This window comes from Lysinibacillus sp. EB106-09-02-XG168 (genome assembly GCF_058791475.1).
Genome location: NZ_JBYTDN010000003.1, coordinates 1,494,598 through 1,520,284, shown reverse-complemented (window position 1 = coordinate 1,520,284; position 25,687 = coordinate 1,494,598). Strand labels below are relative to the sequence as shown.

Here is a 25,687-nt window from a genome sequence, read left to right as displayed (position 1 = left end):
TCCTTTAAATTCAAAAAATGTCTGAAATTTTTGGATTTACAGCATTTTTTCTTGCGCTAATTTTAAAATGGCCTGTGCTGCATCATCAATTGACAATGCTGTCGTGTCTAAAAATATGGCATCTTCTGCTTGAATTAGTGGTGATGCTTCACGCTCGCTATCCATTTTATCGCGCAGGGCAATTTCTTCTTGAAGCTTTTCAACGGTAGATTCAATTCCTCGCTTTTGATTATCAATAAAACGACGTCTTGCTCTCTCTTCTACAGTTGCAGACATAAATATTTTTAGTTCTGCATTTTTTAATACATGTGTAGCAATATCGCGCCCATCCATCACTACGCCGCCATTAGCTGCAAGCTTTTGTTGCTGCGTTACTAATAGTTCGCGTATTTTAGCATGAGCTGCTACTTGTGAAACAGATGAAGTTACCTCATTTGATCGAATTTCAGCAGAAACGTTCTTTCCATCTAAAAAGACAAGTTGTCCTTGAGAAGAAGGCTTTAAGTCAATTGTGCTAGATGCAAGCATTTCTGCTAATTTTGTTTCATCATCTAAATGTATGTTTTGTTGCATTGCTTTATACGTGACAGCACGATACATAGCACCTGTATCGATATAAGTAAATTCAAGTGCCTCTGCAACGATTTTTGCGATTGTACTTTTCCCAGCGCCAGCCGGTCCATCAATCGCAATTTGAATGTTTTTCTTCATAATTTCCCCTACTTTCTATCACACCATATTGTATCATAAAAAAGCCCTCTTCAAGGAGAGGGCTTTCTAAAATCTAATTACTACTCGAGTTGAAGGTGTGTAAAATTCCTATCAATTATTCCTCGGCATAATTGCTCCAAAATCTACTTTGTGATTTGTCCTGCACAAGGGACGAATCATATCGGTCATTTCGGTAAAAATCCACTGGACGTGGCGTTATTAGACCGAGTTCCTCTATCTTCAGCGGTTTTTGGACATCCGCTGAAAAGCAGCCTAAATCCGTATTCATCTCACCCACCTATAGCGGTTGAGAAAACAATTAATAAGCGAAAAAATTAATCATCAAAAGGATTTATTTCTTTACGACGATTTACTAACTGACGTTCAAAGCAGAAACGAACAATATGCTGTTGGTCTACATCATCAGTATCTAATAGTTGTATAGTGGCAAATTTTTGGGCATCTTTTTCGAATATACGAACAACCGTCGCATCCGTAATCACGTATTTAACATCTCCGTTAGCATATGGTAAAACGATTGTTAACTGAACATCATCACCAGCTTGGAAATTAATTGCCCCTTTCAAGAGAACAGCCAATCCACCTGCGCTAATATCTGTTGTTACTAGCTGATATTTGGCATCTTGAAACTGTATCGCTATATCTACAGACGTTTCCACACGTACATATTCACGACGTTGAATTTTAATAAATTCATCTTCCTTTGGACAATGCAACATAATCATAGGAATGTTACCAGCTTTACGCCCAACAACTTCAGTACTAAAAGCAAATGATTGTTTATCATCCGTGCGAAAAGTCGCTCTAAATTCAGATCCATCTATTAAAAAAGCTGTTTTGTTTGTGGCAACATTTATTGGATAATCGATGTAAATAATATTTTCAGTTTGTTCTACAACTTTACAGCGAAAATTTTCTACACTCTCTGTATAAGTTGGTTCAAGTTCTAATTGAGTACCAATTTTTATTTCCATGAGCATCTCCTCGAACACAAATATACTTTATTATCGCATGAGATGCCCATTCTGGCTATATAAATACTGGTAGTTTTTTCTTCGACTACGTTAAATATTCCACTTTCAAAACATTGTGATTTTCTGCGTCAATTACAATTCTGAATGTTTCTTGCGTATTTTTATCACGTACCGCAATTACCTCATAACAAAGGCGCTGTTCAAATTGACCATTGTCTGTATAAATATTTCTCACTTCTTCTACTTTCACGTCGGCATCGAAGAAAGTTTTCCAATCTATTGGTTTTGCTGTTTGTTGCTTAATCGTCTCTTCCTGAATATATTCCATCGCATTTGCACCAAGTAACTCACCTGTATCCTTAGCAAGTTTTAATTGCACCCCATCCGCATAAACCAATGCATTATCACCAGGGTGAACCCGCGCAAATGTCACATGCCATGCCTGATGATTTTCACGAGTTTCCACAAATGCAACATCATTCATCCCAAGTCGTTTTACATATTCTTCAGCTTTTTTCATAATTTCATCCTGCGATACCCTTGCTTCATCTACCGGACGTTCCACTAAGTAGGATATTAAATGCCCACCCTTTTCCGTTAAATCAACATATCCTAAACGAATGCCTTGGTGGAATTGGATATGATAAAACGGATATGGTGCAGTATCGCTACTTTTTGTAACAGTAAATGTCGCATCTTTTATGATAGGGAATAATTGTTTTACTTTTTCCAATGCTTCTTTTTCAGTAATGACTGAATCTTGTAATGCTTTAAGTTCTATTTTTTTCTGCCAATCCGATTCACTTAATGTAAGCGGGAAATCTTTTTCACCATAATCCTTTAATGTTTTTTGTACATTATCAAATGTTGTATTAGGGTTCTTCGTATCTACTTGTCGTAACCAGACATCCATTTTACCGTTATTTTTATAAAAATCTACTGTTGCAGCTGACCATTCATCTGAAAGTGATTGTAAATTTGTAGAGACTTGTGGCATTTTTTCTCGCCAAGCTTGGTAATCACCTGTTTTAGATGTTTTCTTTGCCTCATCTCCTAGACGCCCTAAGTAATTTAGCCAGTCGTTAGACATTTCCTGCCCGATAGGAATATTAGACATAGACGATCGAACGTCAGAGCTTAGTCGCCAAACAGAATCTAACTCATTGTGAATCGCTTGATCATCTCGAAACAAAAGAGATTGTGAAACAGCTCTTTGTAGATGCGATAATTTTTCAGATGCATTCGTTAAATTATCTGTGTACTGAGCTAGCACAGTACGTTGTAAACTTTTATTTTCTCCGTGCATATTAATGCTATATGCCCCTAAGCCAATAACTGCCGCAGTGAGTATAACGAGCATAGTTCTCATTTGTTTTCCTCCTTTCTATGAACAGAAAATGTGTTCTCCAATTCGTTTAATTTGAGGTCTTGACCAAATCCACTTACTTGTAGCTGTTTTCGGATTAAAATAATAAAGTGCATTTTCTGAAGGATCCCATCCATTCATAGCATCAATAACCGCTTCTTTTGCACGTTCGTTTGGTTCCAGCCAAATCTGTCCATCTGCCACCGCAGTAAAGGCTAGAGGTTGGAAAATGATACCTGAAATAGTATTTGGGAATTCAGGACTCTCTAAACGATTTAAAATAACAGCCGCTACCGCTACCTGCCCTTCATAAGGCTCTCCCCTAGCTTCACCATAAACAGCATTCGCGATTAACTGAATATCTCTGTCAGTATATTTTGGAGGTATTTGAGTTTGAGTACCATTATTATTACTACTACCACTGCTTTTACCGCCACCGCCACCACCGCCGCCAGTGTTTGCTTTCACTTGCTGTTCAAGTGGAACTCCACCATAATAGGTGAATTGATTTCCTGCATTTAATTGCGCTTTGACCCATCCTTCATCGTAATCTGAATAACCTGATAAAGCTTTCTTAGTTTTAGTACCAGCTATCCCATCTATTGGTAAACCATATTTTTCTTGGAAATTCCGCAAAGCCCAATATGTGTTATAGCCAAATTTGCCATCAATTTTACTTTTATAAAATCCTAAGTATTGTAGCCTTGCTTGTAACTCAATTACATCATCTCCATAAGCACCACGAGAAATCTGTTGCTCGGTAAATGCAATGGCATCATTTTGCGGAATAGCAAATATACTAATCCCCAACATCAAAGCAAAAATTATGCTTACTAATCGCACTATCATCACTCCTTTTTTTCATAGCTTGAAACAAACGACTCATTTTATACATATCAATTTCGCCTCAGCAAAATTGCGTCAGGAGGCTTTAACTTCTTTCAGCAGTTTTTTGTACCGAAAGCGTAGCGACAGGTACAGGTGTTTGGACACCCGCTGAAAAGCAACTTAAATCCGCATTCTGACGCTTTGCTTTCGCTACGAAAACATTTGTAGCTGACGTTTCACTTTCGCTACGAAAACATTTGCTGAAAGAAGTTAAAAAAAGAAAAGCGCAGAAATCTTTTTTAGATTTCTACGCTTTATATTTTTTTATGCATATGCAAATGTTGTACTAGGTGATAGTGAGCAAGCTTGACTTTTCGTAGCCCAAACCACCATAAAAATAGCATAAAAGGTATCATTAAATATACCCAATATCCTTTAAACGATAAAATTGTATTATATAAAATGTGTAAAACTACCGGTGCACAAAGCGCCATAGCAATCATTTCTTTCGTCTTTGCAAACTTTGAAAACTTGGCACGTCCATAATAATAGCCCATTACAACACCGAACAAAGCATGACTCGATACAGGTAATAATGCACGCATAAAAGCAGTATCTAAACCGAAAGAAAATAAATAAAGCACATTTTCAATTGTGGCAAAACCAAGAGATATGCTTGCACCATACAGTATGCCATCATAAGGATCATCGAATTCTACATGATTGTAGATTGCGATTAACAGAATAAACCATTTAAAAAACTCTTCAACTACACTCGAAAAAACTACATCTTGTAGATAAAGATATCGAAAGACCCCTTCCTCTGTTAGTACATATTGTAAGAACAAGATTGGGAACGTTAAAAATGCGCCATACAAAAACGTTTGAAGTAAAGTTCTTCTTGGCTCCGTTGCCATCTGATTGCGCAAATAAAAGTAACTAAAAAGCGCTAAACCGGGAGCAATGGCAGCTGATAATAAGATGATCATGATGCCGGCCCCTTTCAAAAATCAATTTCACCTTGACATAATGATGTTAAGATTTTAAAATTCGTGACATCCTTCTGACTTTTCCAACAATGTTTTTTATACGAAAGTGAAGCGCGTCCATCTCACAATGTTGGTTAACTTTAGCATTTTTGCAGGATGTAAATTTCATAGCCTATGTTTATCTATTCTGTCGGTTATTATATCGTATGTCATAGGCGGAAAACTTTTGTGACATTTTCCGACAAAAAAACATCTGTTACATGAAGATAAACTGCTATTATTATACCATGTTATTACACAAAACTTTTTAAAAGGAGATATTATTTTTTATGAAAAAAACAATTTTATTAATTCATACAGGTGGAACAATATCTATGGCGATGAGCGATGAAGGTGCCGTTATGCCTAACAAGGAAAATCCTCTTATGAAGGAAAGTAGTAAACTTGATGCGCTTGCCACAATTATTGAAATGGAGGCATTTAACCTCCCATCACCACATATTACTCAAAAAGAAATGCTTAAATTACGTAATCTTATTATCGAAAAAGTTGCAGAGGAGAAAATTGATGGCGTTGTAATCACCCATGGTACTGATACATTAGAAGAAACAGCATACTTTTTAGAGTTAACAACTGATTTATCAATTCCTATTGTTTTAACAGGTGCCATGCGCTCCTCAAACGAACTTGGTGCAGACGGCGTTTATAATTTAGTAGAAGCCGTTCGTGTAGCTGTAGATGAAGAAGCTCGCGAGAAAGGTGTTCTTGTTGCCATGAATGACGAAGTCCACCTTGCTGTTAATACTACAAAAACAAGCACTAGTTCAGTAAATACCTTCCAGTCACCCCAGTATGGCCCGATCGGACTTATTACAAAATCAAGAATATTATTTCATCATGCTCCTATCCGCCGTCAGTATGTAGATATTGATGGATTATCAAAACGAGTAGCCATGCTGAAAGTGTACGCTGGCATGGAGGTTGATTTACTTGATGTAGTACTCGCATGTAAATATGATGGCGTTGTATTAGAAGGCCTTGGACAAGGCAACGTCCCCCCATCAGTAGTGAAAGGTATAGAAAGTCTTATAGAGCGCGGTATTCCAGTTATACTCGTATCCCGTTGTTTTAATGGTATCGCAGAAGGTGTCTACGGCTATGATGGTGGTGGCAAAATGCTCGAAGACCTAGGAGCTATATTTGCAACCGGCATTAATGGTCAAAAGGCTCGATTAAAATTATTAATTGGGCTGAATAAAGTTGGAGCGCCTATTGATTTAAAAGAATTTATCATGTAAGGCTAATGAATTCGATATTCACGTTGGCTTATGCATCTATAATTTGCTTATAATAACCTAAAATATTATGTAAATGATCGATTGCTATATCAAAATCCGGCTGAATAACAGAAAGCTGTACGAAATTTCTTCGACGTAAGTATTGACTATCCGCATGAACATAAAAACCATTTAAATTTAAATCTCTCTGTAGATTTGCCAAATCCTTAGGAAGCTGTAAAGTGATGAGCATCGGATACTGTCTAGTTAAAACTTGATAGTGCATGAATGGTAGCTGCTGCAATGTTTTAAAACGTTGCTGTAGCTGTCCATATCTTTCTGGATATGCTTGTAATGCTGCAACAACATTTGCAACAAATACTGCTGGTAATGTAAACGGAATCGAACTTTGTTGGTAATTAGCTAAATCGAGATAAGCAGGTAATGTCCTAGAAGATTCCACTATGTTTTGCGAAAAAACAAAAGCCAAGCCACTAAGTGCACCAATTGCTTTTCCACTTACCGCTGTCGCTAAATAACAATCCTTTAAAGAAAATGGCATAGCTCCGAAAGAACTAATGCAGTCCATGCAAAGCTTTATATTATAACGCTTTGTAAGCTGTAAAATCCCCTCTAAATCATTACATGTCCCAGTTGACGTTTCTCCATGAACTACTAGGAGCCATTGATAAGGTCTTTTTTGCATATAAGTGTCCAAGCCATTTATATCAAACGAGATTCCCCAATCTTGCTCGATCACATCAAAATCTAATGACCATCTCTCTGCTTGCTTTCGAAGTCGTTCTCCAAACTCACCATTCGTTAAAATAAGTCCACGCCCTAATTGTTGAGCCTTCAATTGCCCCAGCATAACTTCATTTGCCAATGTCCCAGTTCCTACAATTGTCGCTACATGCGCTGCCCCTGATAGTTGAAGCAATTTATTTCTCATTTGCTCAAATAATGATTGAAAGCCTAGCGAACGATGAGAAAGCTCAGAACACATAAATTGTTCGCTTTGTTTCACTGGACCTGGATAAAATGTATGGCAATCCTTCGCAAGTCTTTGCTGCAAAGACTTTTCAAACTGTTGTCTCGTTAATACCATTGGTAAAAATAAAGCATCCTCTGTCCCTGTAGCAGGTGCAAATTGAGTAAACCCCATTTGCTTATAAAGTTTCTCTTCACGAGTAGTACCAGAGATAACCGCTGCCGAATAATCTTTTTCATACGCAAAAGTATTTAATGCCTGTGTCAATTTCAGTAGTACTCTTCCTGTTCGATATGCTTTCTTGACCGCAAGCAATCGAATTTCACATAGTTTCGTACTGATTTCCTTTGATAAATACTTCTCAACGCTTCCTATTTTTTCATCAATTGAAAACGGCCTTTGATCTCTAAATGCAAGCATGCCTATAAGTTCTATTCCTTTATAAACAACAATATACGTATTTTCATGATGGAAGCGGTCAACTTTTTTTCTTTCGGAGTTAGACTTATGCTGTGGAATTTCTTCTACAAAGGTTTCATAATTTAATCGTGCTATTTCCTCAAACTCCGCTTCCGTATGTGCAATTTTACACCAATACATCTCATCACTTCCTTCTCTCTAAAACTTCTTTAATATTTGACATATGCTTACTAAGCATAAAAATTATTGCTATTAGTAGCGGAATATACAACAGTAATTGATCTGTATAAATAATCGCTCCAGCATAAAAAAGAAAGCCACCTAGCATACTAAGTGTTAAACTTCTAATGACACTCAATGTAATTGCTGTCCCTATGACCATCATTACAAATAAGCTTGGTGATATTGCAAGACCTACCCCTATAAAAGTTGCTACTCCTTTTCCTCCATTAAACTTAAGCCAAAACGGAAACATATGCCCAAGCATACCCAAACTAGCACCCATAACTATCGCCCATTCTTCGAAATGCAATAAACGTCCTGCACCAACAATGAGCGCACCCTTTAAAGAATCCCCTAAAAAGGTCCAAATAAAAGCACCTTTTCCAATCACACTACCGGCATTTCTAGCCCCTAAGTTTTTACTTCTTTCTTCCTGTAAATTAACACCATGTATTTTTCCAACAAAATAGGCAGTCATAAAGTTCCCTGCAAAATAACTTAGCAACCAATATAATCCAAGCATTCCTTCACACCTTTTTTATCAGCTTCGATTTGATTAGAGAAATTACTTATCATCATCATAACGTGGGGTGGATTTCCATTCCGAGTGGGCCTTTCATAGGGAGCGTAGGATGAGCCACCTTACTCTCTATTTGTCACTTCGGTTCTTCTTTCCGTCGCTTCAGCTCTTCTTTCCGAAAAAAAGCTGTATAAGCAGCTTACTTGCCTATACAGCTCCTATTGCTATTTTTCTTTTTCTACAATTGTCTTCGCAATACAATCACCATGGAAACGACCATTTTCAATAAAAATTTCATTGGCATTATTTCCAGCTGCAATAACTCCTGCAATGAATAATCCTTCTACATTCGTTTCCATAGTTTCTGAATTAAAGAAAGGACGACCCGTTTCATCATCAATAGAGACACCCATTGCTCGAATAAATGAATGATCAGGATGATAGCCTGTCATCGCAAAAACAAAATCATTTTTGAAAGTTTTTTCGCTGCCATCCATTTGTACTACGACCTCATGCTCACGGATTTCCAGTATATTTGTATTGAAATGCATTTGGACTTCATCATTTCGTACTAGTCCTTCAAATTCGGGTAAAACCCATGGCTTAATGCTAGGTGAATACTCACTACCACGGTAGGCAACAGTGACGCGAGCTCCAGCCTTATGCAACTCAAGCGCTGCATCTACTGCCGAATTTTTCCCACCTATTACAAGAACATCAGTATCAAAAAATTCATGTCCCTCTTTAAAGTAATGGTAGACTTTCGGTAATTTCTCACCTGGAATGTTTAAATAATTTGGATGGTCATAGTAGCCTGTTGCAATTACAACATAAGGTGATGTATAAACTTCTTTATCTGTCGTTACTGTAAACATCTCTCCATTTTTTACAACGCTCTCTACTTTCTCGAAGCGATTTACTTGAATATTTTTCAAACGCACAGCTTCTCGATAATAAACTAGTGCTTGGTTTCGCTTCGGTTTACGACCTTCAATAATAAAAGGGACATCACCGATAGCTAATCGTTCACTCGTACTAAAAAAAGTTTGATGTGTAGGGTAATTATAAATAGCATTGACGATATTTCCTTTTTCAATGACAATTGGCTTTAAACCAATATTTTGCAAGGCTATTGCTGCTGCTAAACCACATGGGCCTCCCCCAACAATAATTGCATCTACTTGCTGCATTTCTTGACACTCCTATCAACTTTGTATTAGCAAAATACTAATACTTTACTTTTAACTTCTTTCAGCAAATGTTTTCGGTAGCGTAAGCAAAGCGCCAGCTACAAATGTTTTCGGTAGCGTAAGCAAAGCGTCAGCTACAAATGTTTTCGTAGCGAAAGTGAAACGTCAGCTACAAATGTCTTTTGTATTTGTACCGATAGCGAAGCGATAAGTACAGAAGTCTCCTCCCTCTATAGATGATGAGATGAATGCGGTCAGCAGGCGTCCAAACATCCGCTGAAATAAAGGAACTCAGTCTAAGAACGCCACGTCCTGTGGCAATGACTGAGTGACAAACTTCATGTTGTTGCTGACGCTACGCTTTCGCACAGGCAAAACCCTTTGCTGACTCTACGTTAGCACTGCGCTTTCGCACAGAAAACATTTGTTGACCTAAAGCCTCCGGCGGATGTCACGGAAATCGTAAAAGGAGTTCTTTGTGCATGCACAAAGTCGATTCCGGACACATTTTATGCTGAGGCATAATTAATTAATCGGACTATTACCGAATAAATCCTTATCGCTTCCATTATACGCCTTCTAACGAGTTTTGGTTGTTTATTTCCCCGAAATTTCAATGTCAATAATATGACACTGTGGTCTCGCACCAAGTCGGAAAGGTAATAATGTCGTACCATAGCCGTTACTTACTAACGTCATCACACCTTCACGCTCCCGATAAGAGCCATTAGGATGCACACCGTATGAACCAATTCTAATTTGACCACCATGTAAATGCCCACCAATCATCAAATCTGCTCTAAATTTTGCACGGACTTTTGCAAAAACGCCAGGGTTATGTGATATGAAAACAACAAAGTCTTTCTCTCCTACCTTTGCAAATGCTTCATCAAAGCTATATTTCATTGTAGATGTGTCTTCAATTGCATTTAGCCAAAAGCGGTTTTTTTTAGGTAGTAATACAGCATCATTAGCGATGGTCTGAACACCATGTTCCTGCAAAATACTTCGTAATCGTCCTTCCCCTACTTCCCTGTCATTATTACCCCATACAAAAAAAGTCGGTCCTAAAGGAGTTAATAATTTTAGGTTGTCATGAATTCGTTGAATAGGTGTGCGTCCATCCGCAAAATCTCCACCAATAATAACAGCATCAAATTGACCATCTAACTGTTCAATCATCTGGCGATTAATTTTGCGTAAATGTGTATCCGAAATAAAAAATAGTCGGATTTTTTCCTGTTCACCCTTTAATTGCAATCGATGATGTAAAACATTATTTTCATGTGCAACCTTTAACATATAAAGAATGAACGCGATGACTACTAAAATAAATAGACCAAAATAAATCATTCTTTCACTTCTCCTTACGAAAACAAAAAGACGATCCATTTAAAATAAGAATCGCCTTTTCACTAAATAAGACGTACGCATTAAACCCTATTTGGTGTTAACGTTTGTCCATTATTTTATACTCGAAAAACATCATTGCCAAAGAATGACATCTGTTTATTATGGTAACTTAATCACTTGCCCAACTGATATATTATTTGAAGACATACCATTGGCTGCACGAATCTTCGCTAGTGTTGCTTCACTGCCATCACCGTAATGATTCAATGCAATACGATATAGGTTTTCATTTGCTTTTACAGTATGAGTACTTGCTTTTGCAGATTGTTTTGCGTCTTGGGCTTTTCGTGCTTCCTCAGCCTTACGAGCTTGTTCAGCTTTTCTATCCGCTTCGGCTTGTGTTCTTCTAGCTTCCTCTGCTTTTCTAGTTGCTTCGGCTTTTCTAGCTTCTTCATTCTTAACTGCTTCGGCTTTTCTAGCTTCATCTGCATTCTTGGCTGCTTCGGCTTTTTTCGCTTCCTCAGCAGCCTTCTGTTTTGCTGCTAATTTCTCAGCGTCTTTCTTAGACGTTTCCTTTTCTTTATCTGCTTTATCGCCATCTTTGTTTTTGTCTGTTGACACAGGTACAGCTTCATCCCCCGAGTTATCAATTTCTACAATTTCATCCAAAGAATTTTTTTCAGCCTCTTCAATTGTTGTTCCAGGTTCATAGAATTTTAAGAAATAGATTAATATTGATAATGGAATTAAGATAAAAATTACAAAAAGAATCGTCATTAATGGCGTTTTTCGTTTTGTTTTTTTTGGCTTTTCATTATTACTTCCATTTTTATTCATTCTTGCAACTCTAGATAAAGCTTGCTGTTCTTTTTGTTCTTCTTCAAAAGATTGACGATGTTCTTCGATTTTATCGCGATAATCTTCTTTACTCATTCGTCTTTCCTCCAACCTCACTACGCTTTCTATCATTCTATTATGACGAATTTTGCGAAAAAAGTAAATGACCGTAAAATATAGTCTAAAAAGGGCATATCACCAAAGCTTGTAGTCTATCCGTTCCGGCTGGACACTTTCCTGAAGGCCGCTGAGTAGCTTCTCTCGCAAGGTTAGCCCAGGGGCCCTGGCCAACAGATGTTTTTTGCGCGAAAGCGAAGTGCTAGCGTAGCGGCAGCAAAGTGTATTATTTGTGCAAAGGCCAAGCGACAGCACGATGTTGGTCACGAAGGAATTATCAAGATGTGGTGGTCTTAGCCTTCGTTCCTCTATTGCTGGTCCCCAAAGAGTCGCCCAGTCGACTATGTTTATCAAATGTCATCCACAACTTTTGGTGATAAGCCTCTATAAACCCATTAAGAGTTGTTTCAACCGACTTTTCCATGGAATCATTTCTATTTTCTTCTCTTCCGTCAAGCGTACCTTATTGATTTCATCATAATGGATTCCACAATTTTCACAACAGTTTTCCGGTTTTTTCAGCAATTTTTGCCCAAAATACCCGACTAACTTAGTGCGTATACAGTCTTTTGTCTGAGTCATTTTATGCATTTTATCGACAGCACGATATTTTTCTAGTGCCAAATGATTTAAACGCACTTTAACTTGTTCCATCGTTTCTTGTTGCAGCCAGTAATCAAGCACACGAAAAGCGGTCTCACTTAGTTCTCCATTTTTCAACATTTGAGAAGGGTGTACTTGTTGATTTAGTAGTTCCTGATAACGATCAACATGACCAGCTGTTGGCAAATCGCCTGTTACAACAAATTTCGCAAGTTCCTCGTCGCCATCACTATATAGTAATATAGCGAGCGCTGGTTGACCATCACGCCCTGCACGGCCAATTTCCTGCATGTAATTTTCTACATTAGCAGGCATCGTTTCATGGATGACCTGACGAATATCAGACTTATTGATACCCATTCCAAAAGCATTCGTAGCCACAATCCAGTCGAGCTCTCCGTCAATAAACTGTTGCTGAATAAACTGACGGTCCTCAGCAACATAGCCTGCATGATACGCTGCTGCTCTTATACCTGCCTGTATAAGCGCCGTACTATATTGTTCAGCACGCTTCCGCGATGACATATATAATATACCCGGTCCTGCAGTCTCTTTAACATGCTGCATAATCCAATGTGCTTTTTCTGCCCTATCCTCAAATAAGACACGCCCAAGGTGAATATTAGGACGATCCACATTGTACAAAAACTCAAATGGCGTATCCAGCGACAATGTATCTCGTATATCATTGACTACTTTATTCGTCGCAGTCGCTGATAAAGCTAAAACCGGCGGACGATTCACTTGTGAAAACCATTGTCCAATTCGTAAATAATCTGGTCTAAAATCAAAGCCCCACTGTGAAATACAGTGTGCCTCGTCCACTACGATAAGACCTAGCTGCATTTGTGAAAGCTTATCTTGAACCTGTTGCTGTAAAAGCATCTCTGGCGATGTAAAGATAAAACGAAACTGCTCTAAAAAATGTAACGCATAGCGTTTTTCACTTACGGTTAAAAATGAATTTAAGGCAACTACCCTCTTTTCACCAAAACGTTTAAGCTCTTCTACTTGATCCTGCATAAGAGAAAGCAAAGGAGAAACAATTAAAACTGGCTTCTGCAAAATATATCCTGGCAACTGGTAACAAAGTGATTTTCCCATTCCTGTTGGTAATAAAGCAATAACATCTTTTTTTTCTAAAATTGCTTCAATGACCTCTTTTTGGCCTGGACGAAATGTTGTATAGCCAAAATACTTTGCTAACGTTTGTTCAAGTTCCATTTATACTTCTCCTTTCGCAAGGACAAGCCTTAACTGGAAATAACTCATACCTTCAACTAGTTCATGCAATGTTTTCAATTTTTTAGTTTGATAATGTTTCGATGCATGCCAAACTTTTTCCGCTTCTTCATATGAGACGAACGGACCAATCGAAAAGTTCGGTTCATTCATAGCTAATTCTACCAAATGATCCTCAATTGTACTTTGTTTTAATTTCCTTATTTGCACAATCTGTTCAATTGAATGGCCCTGCTCATATAAATGTGCTGTTTGCTGCGCTGAATCTGTTAATAATGCTTTTACTCTTAATCCCTCTGTTATTTTACCGAGCAAGGGACAATCATTTGTCTGATGAACTTCATTTAAATACGTATGTAGCAATTCTATAAACGCTAATTGACAGTCTAAAACCGTTTCCTGGCGTTGACTAGCGAGCTGCTGCCACGTCCATCCAGGTAATCTATGACCACTTAAACGATAGAGAACGAGTTGCTTATTAGCATCTGACAAGGGTAACATAGAAAGTACCTGTTCACATTCCTGCAATAATTGTTGCTGTAAATGTCCATCTTGATAGTGATGCTCGACTAAAAAAGATCGTACCCATGATTGAATATTCGTATCCCTACTAATAGGAGAAAATGAACGAACCCCAGCACTTTGATAAGATAAACTTTGTACAATTAATGAAAACCTAGCAAAAAATATATGCTCATTTCCTCTATAGTGCCATCCGTCAAATAAAAAGTCAGGCGTCTGCTCCGCTCGCTGTAAACCTAGCTTTTTCATGGAATAGTGACCAGATTCTTGTATTGTTAACCAACTATACTGCAAAAATAAAGATACAGCTTCATCAAATGTTTTCCGAGGTAACTTAGGTAATAACCCAAAATAATTGTGTAACTTAAATAGGCCAATGTCTTGAATAGTCTGACCTGAGCGCTTTCCTCTTAATACATGATAAGCAGCAGAAATAGTACGTTCGTTATTTAGTTTTTGAAAGATTTGCAATAAAATTTGATGAAACATAGACGCAAATTCCTCCAATTTAATAGTATTTATGTTGAAATGTAAGATAAACATCTTTAAAATGAGTATGAAGCTTTGATAGGAACATGTAAAAGGAGAGAAAAAAAATATGGCTAAATACACAATTGTTGATAAAGATACATGTATCGCTTGTGGCGCTTGCGGAGCCGCAGCACCAGATATTTATGATTATGATGATGAAGGTATCGCCTTCGTTATTTTAGATGATAACATGGGAACAGCTGAAGTTCCAGAAGATCTACTAGAAGACATGCAAGATGCTTTCGAAGGCTGCCCAACTGACTCAATCAAAGTAGCAGATGAGACTTTCGATGGCGACTCATTAAAATTCGAATAATTTTAAGTATCTTTAAAGGCATCCTAAACTGGGTGCCTTTATTTTATCCCCACATGTATTAGTTGATTGGAGCGGAGACTGGGCGACCCCTTGGGGATCAACAATAGAGGAACGAAGGCTAAAATCATCACATCCCGTGATACCGCCTTTGAGACCAACATCGTGACGCTGCCGTCATATTACCACTACGCTTTCTGGCAAAAAAACATCTAATTGGCTCGAGACCCTGTAGCATAGCGTAGTGGCAGCAACAAAGCGCCCAGCCGGAACCTAAATCAACCACACATTATGGGGATGAGCCATTTTCTACAAACGAACCACTTAGTAACAGATTCTTATACCTCGATTCATCTCTAACATAATAGAGATGATTTTTTGTACTTTTTAACGTAAAGTTGGTCACTCTTTTCATCTTATTATTGCAACCATTTTTTATGTATGATAAGATTTTAGTAGTTGGTACTAATAACAGATATTATTTCATAAACATAAAGGGGTTCTTATTAGATGATGGATAATTTATTACAATTAAAAAATAAGAATATTGTTGTAATGGGCGTGGCAAACGATCGAAGTATTGCTTGGGGTATTGCAAAACGTTTATTTGATGTAGGTGCAAATGTTATTTTCACATACCGCCAAGAACGTTCATTAAAAAAATTACAAATGCAATTAGAGAAAATCGGACAATCCGATTCACTAATCGTACAATGTGATGTCAACAGCGACGAGAGCACAAAAGCAGCTTTCGAAGAAATCGGTACAAAAGTAGGCGTAATCCACGGGATTGTCCACTCAGTAGCGTTTGCTAATGCAGAAGATTTACACAATCGCTTCTTAAATACAACTCGTGATGGCTACGCATTTGCGCAAGACACTAGCGCCTATTCTCTTATTTCAGCAGCAAAGGCTGCACATCCTTATATGACTGAAGGCGGCTCTATCGTAACAATGAGTTACTTAGGAGCAGAGCGTGTCCTTGATGGTTACAATGTTATGGGTGTAGCAAAAGCTGCATTAGAGGCATCTATGCGCTATCTTGCTGCAGATATTGGTAAAGATAATATTCGCGTTAATGCGATCTCAGCTGGAGCGATTCGCACACTTGCTGCAAAAGGGGTTCCTTCTTTCAATACAATTTTACACAAAATCGAAGAAACGGCTCCTTTAAAACGTAATGTGCAACAAGATGAAGTAGCAGATATGACAATCGTGATGCTTTCTCACTTATCTCGCGGTGTAACAGGCGAAACGATTTACATTGACGCAGGCTACAATATTATGGGTTAAATACAAAGAAGCATGGAAGATCATATAACGATCTCTCATGCTTTTTTGTTTCGGATTTATTAATCTGTTATTTTATTACCTTTGGGGCAGGGTAATCAAAGCCCTTTGTATCTACTTCGACCTTTTTCATTTGTTGATCTTTTATTGGTTTTTCACCATCTCGTTCAACAGCAGCGATAGCATCTACTGTTTCCATCCCCTCGATTACTTTCCCAAAAGCAGCATATTGGCCATCTAGTTGCGTTGTATCCTTGACCATAATGAAAAATTGAGATCCTGCAGAATTCGGATCATTTGAACGAGCCATTGAAATGACACCGCGTTCATGCTTTAAATCATTTTTAAAATCATTTGATGTAAACTCACCTTCTATCGAATAGTCCGGTCCTCCTGTACCATTACCTGAAGGATCTCCACCTTGAATCATAAAATCAGGGACAACTCGATGGAAAATAAGTCCATCATAAAAGCCTTTTTTAGCTAAGGAAATAAAATTAGCTACCGTATTCGGCGCTGTAGAAGGCTCTAATTCGATGACGATTTTTTCATCATTGTTCATCGTAATTGTCACAATTGGATTTTCCTTCACCTTTGATGAATAATCTACACTGTCTTCCGTTTTTTCTTTAGCGGCTCCACAACCTGTCATAACTAAAACTACCGCCAGCAAAGCAAAGACAAAAGAAATTCCTTTATTACGTGTAAACATATCTTTCAACTCCTCTTTATATCCAGTCTACTCATTATACTATCAGATAGTATACGACAAATCATTTTTTATGAAGATCATGTAAATGAAGGAAATAAACTCAATAACACTCCACAAATAAAAAAGATTCCTAGTGCCCTGCTATAATGCGTTGCTTAGTAATGATCCCCTTTAATAAAAATGAAAGTATACATGCAATGACTAAAAATACCGCAATCATACATATAACGCCTCCCCAACCAAAGTGCATCCAAAACACACCCCCTACCGTTCCTCCAACGCTTGAACCGAAATAATAGAAAAATAAATAGAGAGAAGAAGCTTGTGCTTTATCATGAGTGGCTCGTTTACTTACCCAGCCACTAGCAATCGAATGCGCTGCAAAGAAGCCAAATGTAAAGATTGTAATCCCTAAAATTTTTAAACTAAGTAGCCCATTTAATGTTAAAATTGCGCCTGTAAACATGATCGCAATAGACAATAACAACATCTTTTGTCGTCCATATTGATCAGCTAGACTACCGAACCAAGCAGAGCTAAAAGTACCTACTAAGTAAATGACAAAAATCCAACCAACAATTGTGGCACTTAAATTGTAAGGGGGCGCCATCAATTTAAAGCCAATGTAGTTATAAAGAGTCACAAAGCTCCCCATTAGTACAAAGCCAATACCAAAAAGACAAAGCATGGACAGGTCCTTTAAATGTTGTAAAAGAGATGTCGCCAACGATTTTATCTGTAATGGTCGAGCTGAAAAATGCTTGGAGTTAGGAAGCATCCAGATAAATAACACACTAATCATTAGACTGATAACACCCAGTACAATCATCCCCACTTGCCAATTGTAAAGATCCGTTAGTGTCCCTATAATAACTCGGCCACTAAGCCCACCTACCGAATTACCACTTATGTATAAGCCCATTGCAATACCTAAACTAGATGGATCCATTTCCTCCCCTAAATAAGCCATCGCAATTGCTGGCAACCCTGCAAAAACAACACCCTGTATAACACGTAACACTAATATCGTTTCAAAATTTGGAGAAAAGGCAAGAGCAAGCGTAATAATAGATGCCGTAAAAATAGAAACCGTCATCAAGGACTTCCTGCCCCATGCCTCTGATAATGAGCCAACAATAATCATACTAATGGATAACGCAAAGGTCGTCACAGAAAGCGTTAAACTCGCAATAGCTGGTGATACATCAAACTCCTTCGCAAATGTTGGTAATAATGGCTGTGTCACATATAAGTTGGCGAAGGTAATAAAACCCGCTAAAAATAAAGCCCAGTTTGTTTTATGAAACGCCTTTGTCCCTTTTTTAATGTAATCCATTTCTCTCTCTCCTTAACGTACTTCCAATGCAACTATTATTCTAATACAATAATCTTCAAAATTCACGATTATTTGTCATAAAATAGACAAATTTATCTCTATATCAATTATACCTTGGCATAATTGCGTCCGGAATCGACTTTATGTTTAGGCTTACGTGATGCAAGTCAGTTAGCCATTATCGCATGGATGCGATGATTTTAGGCTAACACCCGATGTGATGGTTTTAACCTTCGTCCCTCTATTGCTAATCCCCAAGGAGTCGCCTAGTCAGAACGAAGATCAACTTATCTATATGGCATACATTTTCACCACAACATTTGATGATGAGCCTACTATTTATAGTGTTAAATGCATTATATTATTTGACACTCCATCCATGACTATAATCACATTTTCTTCATATAAATTTAGTTTTTTTCTATTTTGAGTTGGCAAAATTGTGTTACAGTGAAAGTAATCATCTAGCAATCATTGGTAAATAAGCTCCGATGACCAAACTATTTTCGTTGCGCAGATTTGGAGGAATTTTCATGAAGATTATTGAAGCTTTAGCCCTTTCAGTACCTTATATCCACCTTGCATTAAAGGAAGAAGCAATCGTGGCTGTCGTTGAGAAGGAAAGTGGAACAATTGTAAAATATTTAGCTGGCAAACGTGTAGATTCAGGCTATCTAGATGGACAAAAAGTAAATGCTAATGACCAAAATGTTTTCATTGCATTTAATGGAAAAAATGCTGATGTTGTTATACCAGAGAATGTATACGGAGTTGCCATAAATGCGTTTTCTTTTCCAATCCGTGAAAACGGGAAAGTCGTAGGAGCTCTAGCGTTTGGACTGCCAATCGACAATGAACTTAAACTCCAGGATTATATGGGAACAATGGATAGCATCGTTAATAGCCTACAGGACAAAGTACATACGATCGCCTCACATTCAGAGGAATTGGCAGCAACAAGTGAGGAAATTAACAAACAAGCACAGCACGCCCTTGAAGATTCAGAGAAAACAAATGAAGTCACAGATTTAATAAAAAGCATTTCTCGCCAAACCAATTTACTCGGCTTAAATGCTTCTATCGAGGCGGCTCGCGCTGGTCAGTATGGCACTGGTTTTAACATCGTAGCGCAGGAAGTTAGAAAGCTATCTTCCGAAACATCAAGCGCGACTGAAAACATTGAAGCATCCCTAAGAAATATAAATAGAAACCTTGATAATCTGAAGCAAAATATGGGGCAGATCAATGACGCTACAAACGAACAGACTCAACTTGTTCAAGATTTCAGTGAAATTATCGAGGAGTTAACAGTTCTTAGTCATGAAATGAAGGGCTTTATGCATAATGCTTTAAAATAATGAAGGGGGAATAACATTGCAAATTACTATTAATCCAGAACTATTTTTACGTACTATCGAATTAGAAGATGCTAATGCTGTTTTTGCCTTAACAGATGCATCACGAGCATATTTACGTGAATGGTTGCCATGGTTAGATTTCACAAAAGAAACAGCCGATACAACAACATATATAGAGGGCTGTATTAAAGGACATGAAGCAAAAAGCAGCCTCTCTCTTGTTATCATTTTTCGAAGTAAAATTGTTGGCGTCGCTAGCTTCAACACGATAAATCATAGCAATAAAATCGCTGCTATTGGCTATTGGCTCAGCGAAGGAGCTCAAGGGCACGGTATTATGTCGCAGACCGTACTGGCATTATTACAATATGCTTTTGAGGATTTACAGCTCAATAAGGTCGAAATCCGTGCTGCTGTGGGCAACACAAAAAGCCGTGCCATCCCTGAGCGCCTAGGCTTTACAAAAGAAGGAACGATTCGTGCTGCAGAGTGGCTATATGATCATTTTGTAGACCATGTTGCTTACGGTATGCTCGCTAGTGAGTGGAAACAAATTAAGGAAAAATAAAAAATTCTCAAAAATAGCCGCCCGATATTACAAATATCAGGCGGCTAAAATTTTATTTTTGTTCAACTGTTTCTTTTATTTCTTCTTGCGTTTCATGATTTGTAGTTTGCGCTTGCTTTCCTAAGCCTACTGCTATTTGCTCTAATTCAGGACGTAATGTATGCTTCCCTGCGTAGCTTTCAATTAGTTCCTTCACGTCAATCCCTGAAGTTTCTTTCAACGATTTCTGTAATGTTGACATTAAATTAGTTGCGTAGGCAGTTACTTTATTGGCACCGCCGTTTCCTTCCCCACCGCCAGTATCAACAACAGTAATCTTATCGATATTGCCAAGTGGACTCGCAAGCTCTTTCGCATATTCTGGCATCATACGTACAATCATATCAAGTACAGCTGCTTGACCATAGTATTCGAAGGCTTCCGCAATTTTACGTTTTGCCTCGGCTTCTGCTAGACCGCGAAGACGAATAATATCCGCATCTGTTTCCCCTTTTGCACGCTCAGCATCCGCTTTTGCAAGACCATCCAAACGAATTTTCTCTGCTTCCGCTTGTGCTAATGATTCAATACGGTATTTCTCCGCATCTGCCTGTGCTAGTTCACGCATTTTTGCCGCAACTGCATTTTGTTCGACAGCGTAACGATCAGCGTCAGCCTTTTTCTTAACTTCTGAATCATATTGCTTCTCACGACGTAAAATCTCTTTTTCCTCTAATTCAATCTGCTTTTGACGTTCAATAATGCGAATTTGCATTTCTTGTTCAGTTACTTCCTGTTTTGCACGAGCCGTTTCAAGTTCATATGCTTGGTCAGCACGTGCTTTAGCGATATCTTGCTCACGACGGAATTCTGCTACCTTTAATTGATTTTCTTTTTCCGCTTCTGCAATTTCAGTCGCACGTTCAAGCTCTGCCTTTTGTGCTTCTTTCGATGCTTCAGCACGCTTAATACGTGTTTCCTTTTCAGCATCTGCAGTAGCAATATCCGCATCACGTTTAACCTGTGCAATACGTGGTTTACCAAGCGATTCTAAGTAGCCATTTTTATCGCGTACATCTTTAATCGTAAAGGAAACGATTGTCAGACCCATCTTCGCCAAGTCATTAGATGCTACACGTTGTACTTCTTGAGAGAATTTATCACGGTTTTTATATATTTCCTCCACCGTCATTGAACCTAAGATTGAACGTAAATGACCTTCTAACACTTCACGTGCCTCATTTTCACGCTCATCCTTTTGCTTCCCTAAAAACTGTTCTGCTGCCGTAGCAATTTCAGAAATAGAACCACCAATTTTAATGATAGCTGTTCCATCGGCCATAACCGGTACGCCTTGTTCCGTATACACTTCAGGTGTAGTCACATCAAGTTTACTAGATAACAGGCTTAACGGCTGTGCTTGCTGGAAAATTGGGAATACAAATGTACCGCCACCACGAATAATTTTTATACGATTTCCTGACTCATCTTTATGTACATTTTTTGAGCCAAGATAGCTACCTGTCACAATCAGTGCTTCATCAGGACCCGCTGTACGATACTTTGTCACATACAGTGCAACTAGTGCGATTAAAACAAAGGCTACAATCCCTAATACAATTAAAATCTCCATTGACATATAAATATCGCTCCTTTATAAAAATTTCTTATCATAAGATCTCACAAAAAGTGTTCCTTCCTTTACTTCTACAACAAGGACTGTCGTATCGTAATCGATAGCCTCATTGTCAAAACCTGTTGCTCGCTTCGAAATCATACCGCTAGTCGTTTCAATAACTACTTCTCCAAAACCGTCTGTCGGGATTGGGACGATGACCTTTCCTAACTGGCCACCAAGCGATTCTTCCGTATAAGCTAAAGAGACATCGGCTGATCGTAGCGGAACAAGAACGAATAAATAAAATAGTGCACTTAAAATAGCTCCGATGATACAAGCAGCAACAATGTTCCAAACGCTAGGGAAGAAGGCTAATTTTTCTAAAATAAACCCTGTTGCTGACATCAACGTAATGAAAGATAGAATGACACTTGGATTAAAAATCGGTAGCCCCTCTCCAATGCCCTCGACAGCATCACCAAAAAACATAATTAAAAGAGTTGCAAGACCCCCGAAAATTAATACCACTAAAAAGATCTGCTCGAGTGAATAGCCAAATAGCGTCAAGTTGTTCACCCCTTTTCATTGTATTACCTACTATACGGATGCAGCTTGTAAAAGGTTTCGTAATTTTTTATATTTTCTTGTTTTTGGATGATAAATTGGAAATAGGTAATCTCTTATAGTATTAATGTTCTCTGGAAATAGAACCCTATTACCATAAAAAGATAATGGCAATTAAGGTGATATCGCATATTCTTACTCATCATCAAAAGTTAGGATACCTTTGCTAAAACATACAATAATATTAGTTGATCTTCGTGCTCAACCTCGGTACTGTTGTTACTGACGGAACGGAAATGAACCCACGTTACGGTACTATCTCCGATTTTTATTTACAAAAATAAAAGCATGTCACTGATTGAGCTTTATTTAGAAGCTCCAATCAGCAGACATGCTTTTCTTATATTCTAGTATATTTAATGTGGTTTAAGAACCCTTCAAAGAATGCTCGGCAACCCATATGACCAACCATTCGACACAGAAAAATTTGGTTTGGGCAAAACGTACAAGCAACATAAATCTGTTTGCATATAATGTCAATATATGATAGAAAGGGTGTGTATCGTGAAAAACGAACATAAAAATAATAAAACGTTCAGGTTCAAATTTAGATCAAATCCAAGTTGTCGTTGTCATTGTTGTGGTTTTTGTTGCCCTTGTCGTTGTAAGCCACCATTTATACCTGAGCCACCAATTCCTCCACCTTGTCATTTTTTAGTGTATGTTACAGATGCCGGTCAATTAGCTACTCCCGATAATAGAGTATCAGTAATTGATACAGCGACAAATACGATAGTCGCTGACATTCCAGTAGGAACGGCTCCACTTGAAATAGCGATTACACCAAATGGAGCATTTGGTTATGTCCCAGCTCTCTTCTCTGATAATGTAACGGTTTTTAATACTGCAACAAACGCTGTAGTCGCTACAATTCCAGTAGGATTTCAACCTCTTGGTGTAGCGGTTTCACCAAATGGAACACTTGTTTATGTATCAAATCATGGAGCTGGAGCTAACTCTGTATCTGTCATTAGTACAGCTACAAATACCGTAATTGCTACTATTCCAGTAGGGCTCCAACCTCAGGGCATAGCTTTTACTCCAGATAGTGCGTTTGCTTACGTTGCAAACGAAAACTCAAGTTCAGTATCCGTTATAAATACAGCTACAAATGCTGTGGTTGCTACTATTACTGTGGGAATTGGTATTCGCCCAAGATCAATCGTTATTACACCGAACGGGCAATTTGCTTACCTTACAAATGAAAATAGTAACACAGTATCTGTCATTAATACTGCAACAAATACGGTAGTTGATATAATTCCTGTTGGAACAGGACCTGTTGGAACAGCAATTACGCCTGATGGAGCATTTGTTTACATTGTAAATAAAGGTAATAATACTGTATCTGTCATAGATACATCAACAAATTTGGTAATTGCTACAATCCCTGTAGGAGTATCTCCTGACCAAGTAACAATCTTGCCGGATGGAACACTTGCTTATGTCACAAATCAACTTGACAATACTGTATCTGTCATAGATATTGAAACAAATACAGTAATCGATACAATTCCAGGGTTTAATGGTCCAACTGGTATAGACACAGGGACAATCTGCCTAGTTTCAGAGCTCTAGAGTTATATCAATTATACCTCGGCATAGTTGCATCCAGAATCGACCTTAACTTCTTTCAGCGGGTGTTTTGACACCCGCTGAAAAGTAACTTAAATCCACATTCATCTCACCACTTATAGAGGCGGTAGACTTCTTTGCCTGTAGCTTCACGATCGGCACAAAGGACATCTGTAGCTGGCGCTACCAAAGACATTTGCTGAAAGAAGTTAAAAACAGACATCCCCTAGTTCATCTGCTTAAAAGCAGACATACTTTCTATTGCCATTTGGGCAAATTAAGTATGTCTTTTTCGATGTTGTTATAAAGTTTATCACCTTGAAATATTTAACGTAGAACATGTGACATACTACTTGTTTTTACCTAGTGATTATCAGTTCCTTGCTGTTCACCGCTTTCTAAATATATAGGTATTTCTTCTTAGTCAACCCGACATATTTGACCTCACTATTGAAACTGGAGCTAAAAGTGGGGCTAGCTCATAGCTAACCCCACTTAAAACACATTATATAGACATTAACAAAGCCTTTAAGATTCTAATACATTTAAAATAGCATCGAGATCATTAACAGCAATATCTAAGCGTTCCTTTGCATCGATATTTTGCTGTTTTAATTGATTAAACTCTAGCAAATTTTTCTCATGCTTTAACTTAATAGAAGACAAGCGTTCAATTCGTGATTCTACCTTTTCAATAGCTTGCTCACAAACTGATGTCCATAGCTTTTCTGATTGCTGCATTTCAGTCGTTGATGGGTTGTGTTGACGCATAATTCGTGCATATACAGCTTCAATGTGTTCTATTAATTCTGAATAAAAATGTCGCTCAACACGAGTTGTTTGGAATGTTGGATGCTCTACCTCTTTTGCATATGGGGTAATTTGACGTAGAAGCTTCCCAGCATTTTCTCCAAAACCATGTGATAAATTTAATACATTCATTAACTGTAAAAGTAAACGAATTTCTTCTAGATTAATAAGCTGTGAATCGATGCTTTCCTTTAGCTTTAAGGATTCTATATAGCGTCGATCAAAGTGCTCAATTTCACCGTTGCGTTGCTCTACTAAATGATCACTTGCATTGTCTTTTAAGCTTTTAATATAGCGAATGGCGTGGCTTTTTAGCTCTTCCATCGACAGCAAGTTGTCATTGTCTTGTTGTGCCTTTCCTCGTTGAACATACGCAAATGCATCCATTTTTTTGGGCCATTGTGCTGCTGAGGTTTCTTCTGAGACATTATAGCGTATATAAATTCCGTGCATTCCATATCCTCCAAGTCCATTAAACAAGTATCTCTAAAGACAATAAATCGAATACGCTATTTTTTCAAGTAAAAAACTTTCAAAGATTAAAAATCCTTCTTTCGAACAATTGTTAGAAAATTCCGAGTATTCGTTACTGTTCACGATTGCAATATTTATTAAACGGGCGATTTTACCACTTTATCTTTTAAAAGCTGTTCTTACACAGTTTGAAACATATTCTACGACTAAAATAAGCACAATTGTCTCCCCCTAAAAGTGGCTCTTGCATTGCACCACTAATAGACATTCCTAATTGATCTCCCAAGTTAGATCCTAACATTTTTATTTTTCATCC

General features: G+C 37.9%; 23 protein-coding genes. 6 read left to right on the top strand and 17 right to left on the bottom strand.

What is annotated here, in order from left to right; genetic code table 11:
- Nucleotides 1-36: 36 nt before the first annotated feature.
- The 5 genes from cmk to prsW form a co-directional block, all read right to left on the bottom strand.
- Nucleotides 37-711, bottom strand: a complete 675-nt coding sequence (gene cmk, locus AC3WSO_RS08135) for a (d)CMP kinase (RefSeq protein WP_492530147.1) — start codon at nucleotides 709-711, stop codon at nucleotides 37-39.
- Nucleotides 712-1,046: 335 nt separating this feature from the next.
- A complete protein-coding gene (locus tag AC3WSO_RS08130) occupies nucleotides 1,047-1,706 on the bottom strand; it encodes a flagellar brake protein (RefSeq protein ID WP_492530146.1) in 660 nt (219 codons plus the stop codon).
- Nucleotides 1,707-1,791: 85 nt separating this feature from the next.
- On the bottom strand, nucleotides 1,792-3,075 hold the full coding sequence (locus AC3WSO_RS08125; RefSeq protein WP_492530145.1) for a PepSY1/2 domain-containing protein: 1,284 nt from the start codon (nucleotides 3,073-3,075) through the stop codon (nucleotides 1,792-1,794).
- 15 nt (nucleotides 3,076-3,090) lie between these two features.
- Entirely contained in the window at nucleotides 3,091-3,915 is an 825-nt protein-coding gene (gene sleB / locus AC3WSO_RS08120) for a spore cortex-lytic enzyme (protein WP_492530144.1), read from the bottom strand.
- A 299-nt stretch (nucleotides 3,916-4,214) separates the two neighbouring features.
- A complete protein-coding gene (gene prsW / locus AC3WSO_RS08115; RefSeq protein WP_079559895.1) occupies nucleotides 4,215-4,889 on the bottom strand; it encodes a glutamic-type intramembrane protease PrsW in 675 nt (224 codons plus the stop codon).
- A gap of 329 nt (nucleotides 4,890-5,218) precedes the next feature.
- On the opposite strand from prsW, the gene AC3WSO_RS08110 reads away from it, so the two are divergent.
- Nucleotides 5,219-6,187, top strand: a complete 969-nt coding sequence (locus AC3WSO_RS08110; RefSeq protein ID WP_492530143.1) for an asparaginase — start codon at nucleotides 5,219-5,221, stop codon at nucleotides 6,185-6,187.
- Nucleotides 6,188-6,215: 28 nt separating this feature from the next.
- Here the strand turns inward: AC3WSO_RS08110 and AC3WSO_RS08105 are convergent, their stop codons facing one another.
- From AC3WSO_RS08105 to AC3WSO_RS08075, 7 genes are all read right to left on the bottom strand, one after another.
- Entirely contained in the window at nucleotides 6,216-7,757 is a 1,542-nt protein-coding gene (locus AC3WSO_RS08105; protein ID WP_492530142.1) for an aminotransferase class V-fold PLP-dependent enzyme, read from the bottom strand.
- 4 nt (nucleotides 7,758-7,761) lie between these two features.
- On the bottom strand, nucleotides 7,762-8,322 hold the full coding sequence (locus tag AC3WSO_RS08100) for a glycerol-3-phosphate acyltransferase (protein WP_492530141.1): 561 nt from the start codon (nucleotides 8,320-8,322) through the stop codon (nucleotides 7,762-7,764).
- 221 nt (nucleotides 8,323-8,543) lie between these two features.
- Nucleotides 8,544-9,509 carry a YpdA family putative bacillithiol disulfide reductase gene (locus tag AC3WSO_RS08095; protein WP_492530140.1) on the bottom strand — a complete coding sequence of 322 codons (966 nt, stop codon included), beginning with the start codon at nucleotides 9,507-9,509 and terminating at the stop codon, nucleotides 8,544-8,546.
- 597 nt (nucleotides 9,510-10,106) lie between these two features.
- On the bottom strand, nucleotides 10,107-10,862 hold the full coding sequence (locus tag AC3WSO_RS08090; protein WP_492530139.1) for a metallophosphoesterase: 756 nt from the start codon (nucleotides 10,860-10,862) through the stop codon (nucleotides 10,107-10,109).
- 159 nt (nucleotides 10,863-11,021) lie between these two features.
- Complete coding sequence (locus tag AC3WSO_RS08085) at nucleotides 11,022-11,795, bottom strand: LysM peptidoglycan-binding domain-containing protein (RefSeq protein ID WP_492530138.1); 774 nt, start codon at nucleotides 11,793-11,795, stop codon at nucleotides 11,022-11,024.
- Between the two features lie 405 nt (nucleotides 11,796-12,200).
- Complete coding sequence (locus tag AC3WSO_RS08080; RefSeq protein WP_492530137.1) at nucleotides 12,201-13,643, bottom strand: RecQ family ATP-dependent DNA helicase; 1,443 nt, start codon at nucleotides 13,641-13,643, stop codon at nucleotides 12,201-12,203.
- A complete protein-coding gene (locus AC3WSO_RS08075; RefSeq protein ID WP_492530136.1) occupies nucleotides 13,644-14,672 on the bottom strand; it encodes a YpbB family protein in 1,029 nt (342 codons plus the stop codon). It abuts the gene before it with no gap.
- Between the two features lie 109 nt (nucleotides 14,673-14,781).
- Between AC3WSO_RS08075 and AC3WSO_RS08070 the strand changes: the two genes are divergently transcribed.
- A complete protein-coding gene (locus tag AC3WSO_RS08070; RefSeq protein WP_004232564.1) occupies nucleotides 14,782-15,030 on the top strand; it encodes a ferredoxin in 249 nt (82 codons plus the stop codon).
- A 507-nt stretch (nucleotides 15,031-15,537) separates the two neighbouring features.
- The gene (gene fabI / locus AC3WSO_RS08065; RefSeq protein ID WP_492530135.1) at nucleotides 15,538-16,320 is read left to right on the top strand and encodes an enoyl-ACP reductase FabI; all 783 of its coding nucleotides are present in this window, start codon (nucleotides 15,538-15,540) and stop codon (nucleotides 16,318-16,320) included.
- A gap of 67 nt (nucleotides 16,321-16,387) precedes the next feature.
- Here the strand turns inward: fabI and AC3WSO_RS08060 are convergent, their stop codons facing one another.
- Together AC3WSO_RS08060 and AC3WSO_RS08055 are read right to left on the bottom strand one after the other, a co-directional pair.
- The gene (locus AC3WSO_RS08060) at nucleotides 16,388-17,029 is read right to left on the bottom strand and encodes a peptidylprolyl isomerase (protein WP_492530134.1); all 642 of its coding nucleotides are present in this window, start codon (nucleotides 17,027-17,029) and stop codon (nucleotides 16,388-16,390) included.
- A 130-nt stretch (nucleotides 17,030-17,159) separates the two neighbouring features.
- Nucleotides 17,160-18,365, bottom strand: a complete 1,206-nt coding sequence (locus tag AC3WSO_RS08055; protein WP_492530133.1) for an MFS transporter — start codon at nucleotides 18,363-18,365, stop codon at nucleotides 17,160-17,162.
- 533 nt (nucleotides 18,366-18,898) lie between these two features.
- On the opposite strand from AC3WSO_RS08055, the gene AC3WSO_RS08050 reads away from it, so the two are divergent.
- Nucleotides 18,899-19,723 carry a methyl-accepting chemotaxis protein gene (locus AC3WSO_RS08050; protein WP_492530132.1) on the top strand — a complete coding sequence of 275 codons (825 nt, stop codon included), beginning with the start codon at nucleotides 18,899-18,901 and terminating at the stop codon, nucleotides 19,721-19,723.
- Between the two features lie 16 nt (nucleotides 19,724-19,739).
- A complete protein-coding gene (locus AC3WSO_RS08045; RefSeq protein WP_492530131.1) occupies nucleotides 19,740-20,291 on the top strand; it encodes a GNAT family N-acetyltransferase in 552 nt (183 codons plus the stop codon).
- Nucleotides 20,292-20,343: 52 nt separating this feature from the next.
- Here the strand turns inward: AC3WSO_RS08045 and floT are convergent, their stop codons facing one another.
- Both floT and AC3WSO_RS08035 read right to left on the bottom strand, forming a co-directional pair.
- Nucleotides 20,344-21,909, bottom strand: coding sequence for a flotillin lipid rafts scaffold protein FloT (floT, locus tag AC3WSO_RS08040; RefSeq protein WP_492530130.1), 1,566 nt, complete (start codon nucleotides 21,907-21,909; stop codon nucleotides 20,344-20,346).
- A 15-nt stretch (nucleotides 21,910-21,924) separates the two neighbouring features.
- Complete coding sequence (locus tag AC3WSO_RS08035) at nucleotides 21,925-22,455, bottom strand: NfeD family membrane protein (protein ID WP_079559881.1); 531 nt, start codon at nucleotides 22,453-22,455, stop codon at nucleotides 21,925-21,927.
- Nucleotides 22,456-23,016: 561 nt separating this feature from the next.
- On the opposite strand from AC3WSO_RS08035, the gene AC3WSO_RS08030 reads away from it, so the two are divergent.
- On the top strand, nucleotides 23,017-24,090 hold the full coding sequence (locus AC3WSO_RS08030) for a beta-propeller fold lactonase family protein (RefSeq protein WP_492530129.1): 1,074 nt from the start codon (nucleotides 23,017-23,019) through the stop codon (nucleotides 24,088-24,090).
- A gap of 525 nt (nucleotides 24,091-24,615) precedes the next feature.
- On the opposite strand, the gene AC3WSO_RS08025 is transcribed toward AC3WSO_RS08030, so the two are convergent.
- Nucleotides 24,616-25,350, bottom strand: a complete 735-nt coding sequence (locus AC3WSO_RS08025) for a hypothetical protein (protein WP_492530128.1) — start codon at nucleotides 25,348-25,350, stop codon at nucleotides 24,616-24,618.
- Nucleotides 25,351-25,687: the final 337 nt, after the last annotated feature.

What these genes read in the sequence shown, in the direction of transcription:
- cmk (WP_492530147.1), bottom strand. Translation starts at nt 711, where the DNA reads ATGAAGAAAAACATTCAAATTGCGATTGATGGACCGGCTGGCGCTGGG.
- AC3WSO_RS08130 (WP_492530146.1), bottom strand. Translation starts at nt 1,706, where the DNA reads ATGGAAATAAAAATTGGTACTCAATTAGAACTTGAACCAACTTATACA.
- AC3WSO_RS08125 (WP_492530145.1), bottom strand. Translation starts at nt 3,075, where the DNA reads ATGAGAACTATGCTCGTTATACTCACTGCGGCAGTTATTGGCTTAGGG.
- prsW (WP_079559895.1), bottom strand. Translation starts at nt 4,889, where the DNA reads ATGATCATCTTATTATCAGCTGCCATTGCTCCCGGTTTAGCGCTTTTT.
- AC3WSO_RS08110 (WP_492530143.1), top strand. Translation starts at nt 5,219, where the DNA reads ATGAAAAAAACAATTTTATTAATTCATACAGGTGGAACAATATCTATG.
- AC3WSO_RS08105 (WP_492530142.1), bottom strand. Translation starts at nt 7,757, where the DNA reads ATGTATTGGTGTAAAATTGCACATACGGAAGCGGAGTTTGAGGAAATA.
- AC3WSO_RS08100 (WP_492530141.1), bottom strand. Translation starts at nt 8,322, where the DNA reads ATGCTTGGATTATATTGGTTGCTAAGTTATTTTGCAGGGAACTTTATG.
- AC3WSO_RS08095 (WP_492530140.1), bottom strand. Translation starts at nt 9,509, where the DNA reads ATGCAGCAAGTAGATGCAATTATTGTTGGGGGAGGCCCATGTGGTTTA.
- AC3WSO_RS08090 (WP_492530139.1), bottom strand. Translation starts at nt 10,862, where the DNA reads ATGATTTATTTTGGTCTATTTATTTTAGTAGTCATCGCGTTCATTCTT.
- AC3WSO_RS08085 (WP_492530138.1), bottom strand. Translation starts at nt 11,795, where the DNA reads ATGAGTAAAGAAGATTATCGCGATAAAATCGAAGAACATCGTCAATCT.
- AC3WSO_RS08080 (WP_492530137.1), bottom strand. Translation starts at nt 13,643, where the DNA reads ATGGAACTTGAACAAACGTTAGCAAAGTATTTTGGCTATACAACATTT.
- AC3WSO_RS08075 (WP_492530136.1), bottom strand. Translation starts at nt 14,672, where the DNA reads ATGTTTCATCAAATTTTATTGCAAATCTTTCAAAAACTAAATAACGAA.
- AC3WSO_RS08070 (WP_004232564.1), top strand. Translation starts at nt 14,782, where the DNA reads ATGGCTAAATACACAATTGTTGATAAAGATACATGTATCGCTTGTGGC.
- fabI (WP_492530135.1), top strand. Translation starts at nt 15,538, where the DNA reads ATGATGGATAATTTATTACAATTAAAAAATAAGAATATTGTTGTAATG.
- AC3WSO_RS08060 (WP_492530134.1), bottom strand. Translation starts at nt 17,029, where the DNA reads ATGTTTACACGTAATAAAGGAATTTCTTTTGTCTTTGCTTTGCTGGCG.
- AC3WSO_RS08055 (WP_492530133.1), bottom strand. Translation starts at nt 18,365, where the DNA reads ATGGATTACATTAAAAAAGGGACAAAGGCGTTTCATAAAACAAACTGG.
- AC3WSO_RS08050 (WP_492530132.1), top strand. Translation starts at nt 18,899, where the DNA reads ATGAAGATTATTGAAGCTTTAGCCCTTTCAGTACCTTATATCCACCTT.
- floT (WP_492530130.1), bottom strand. Translation starts at nt 21,909, where the DNA reads ATGTCAATGGAGATTTTAATTGTATTAGGGATTGTAGCCTTTGTTTTA.
- AC3WSO_RS08025 (WP_492530128.1), bottom strand. Translation starts at nt 25,350, where the DNA reads ATGCACGGAATTTATATACGCTATAATGTCTCAGAAGAAACCTCAGCA.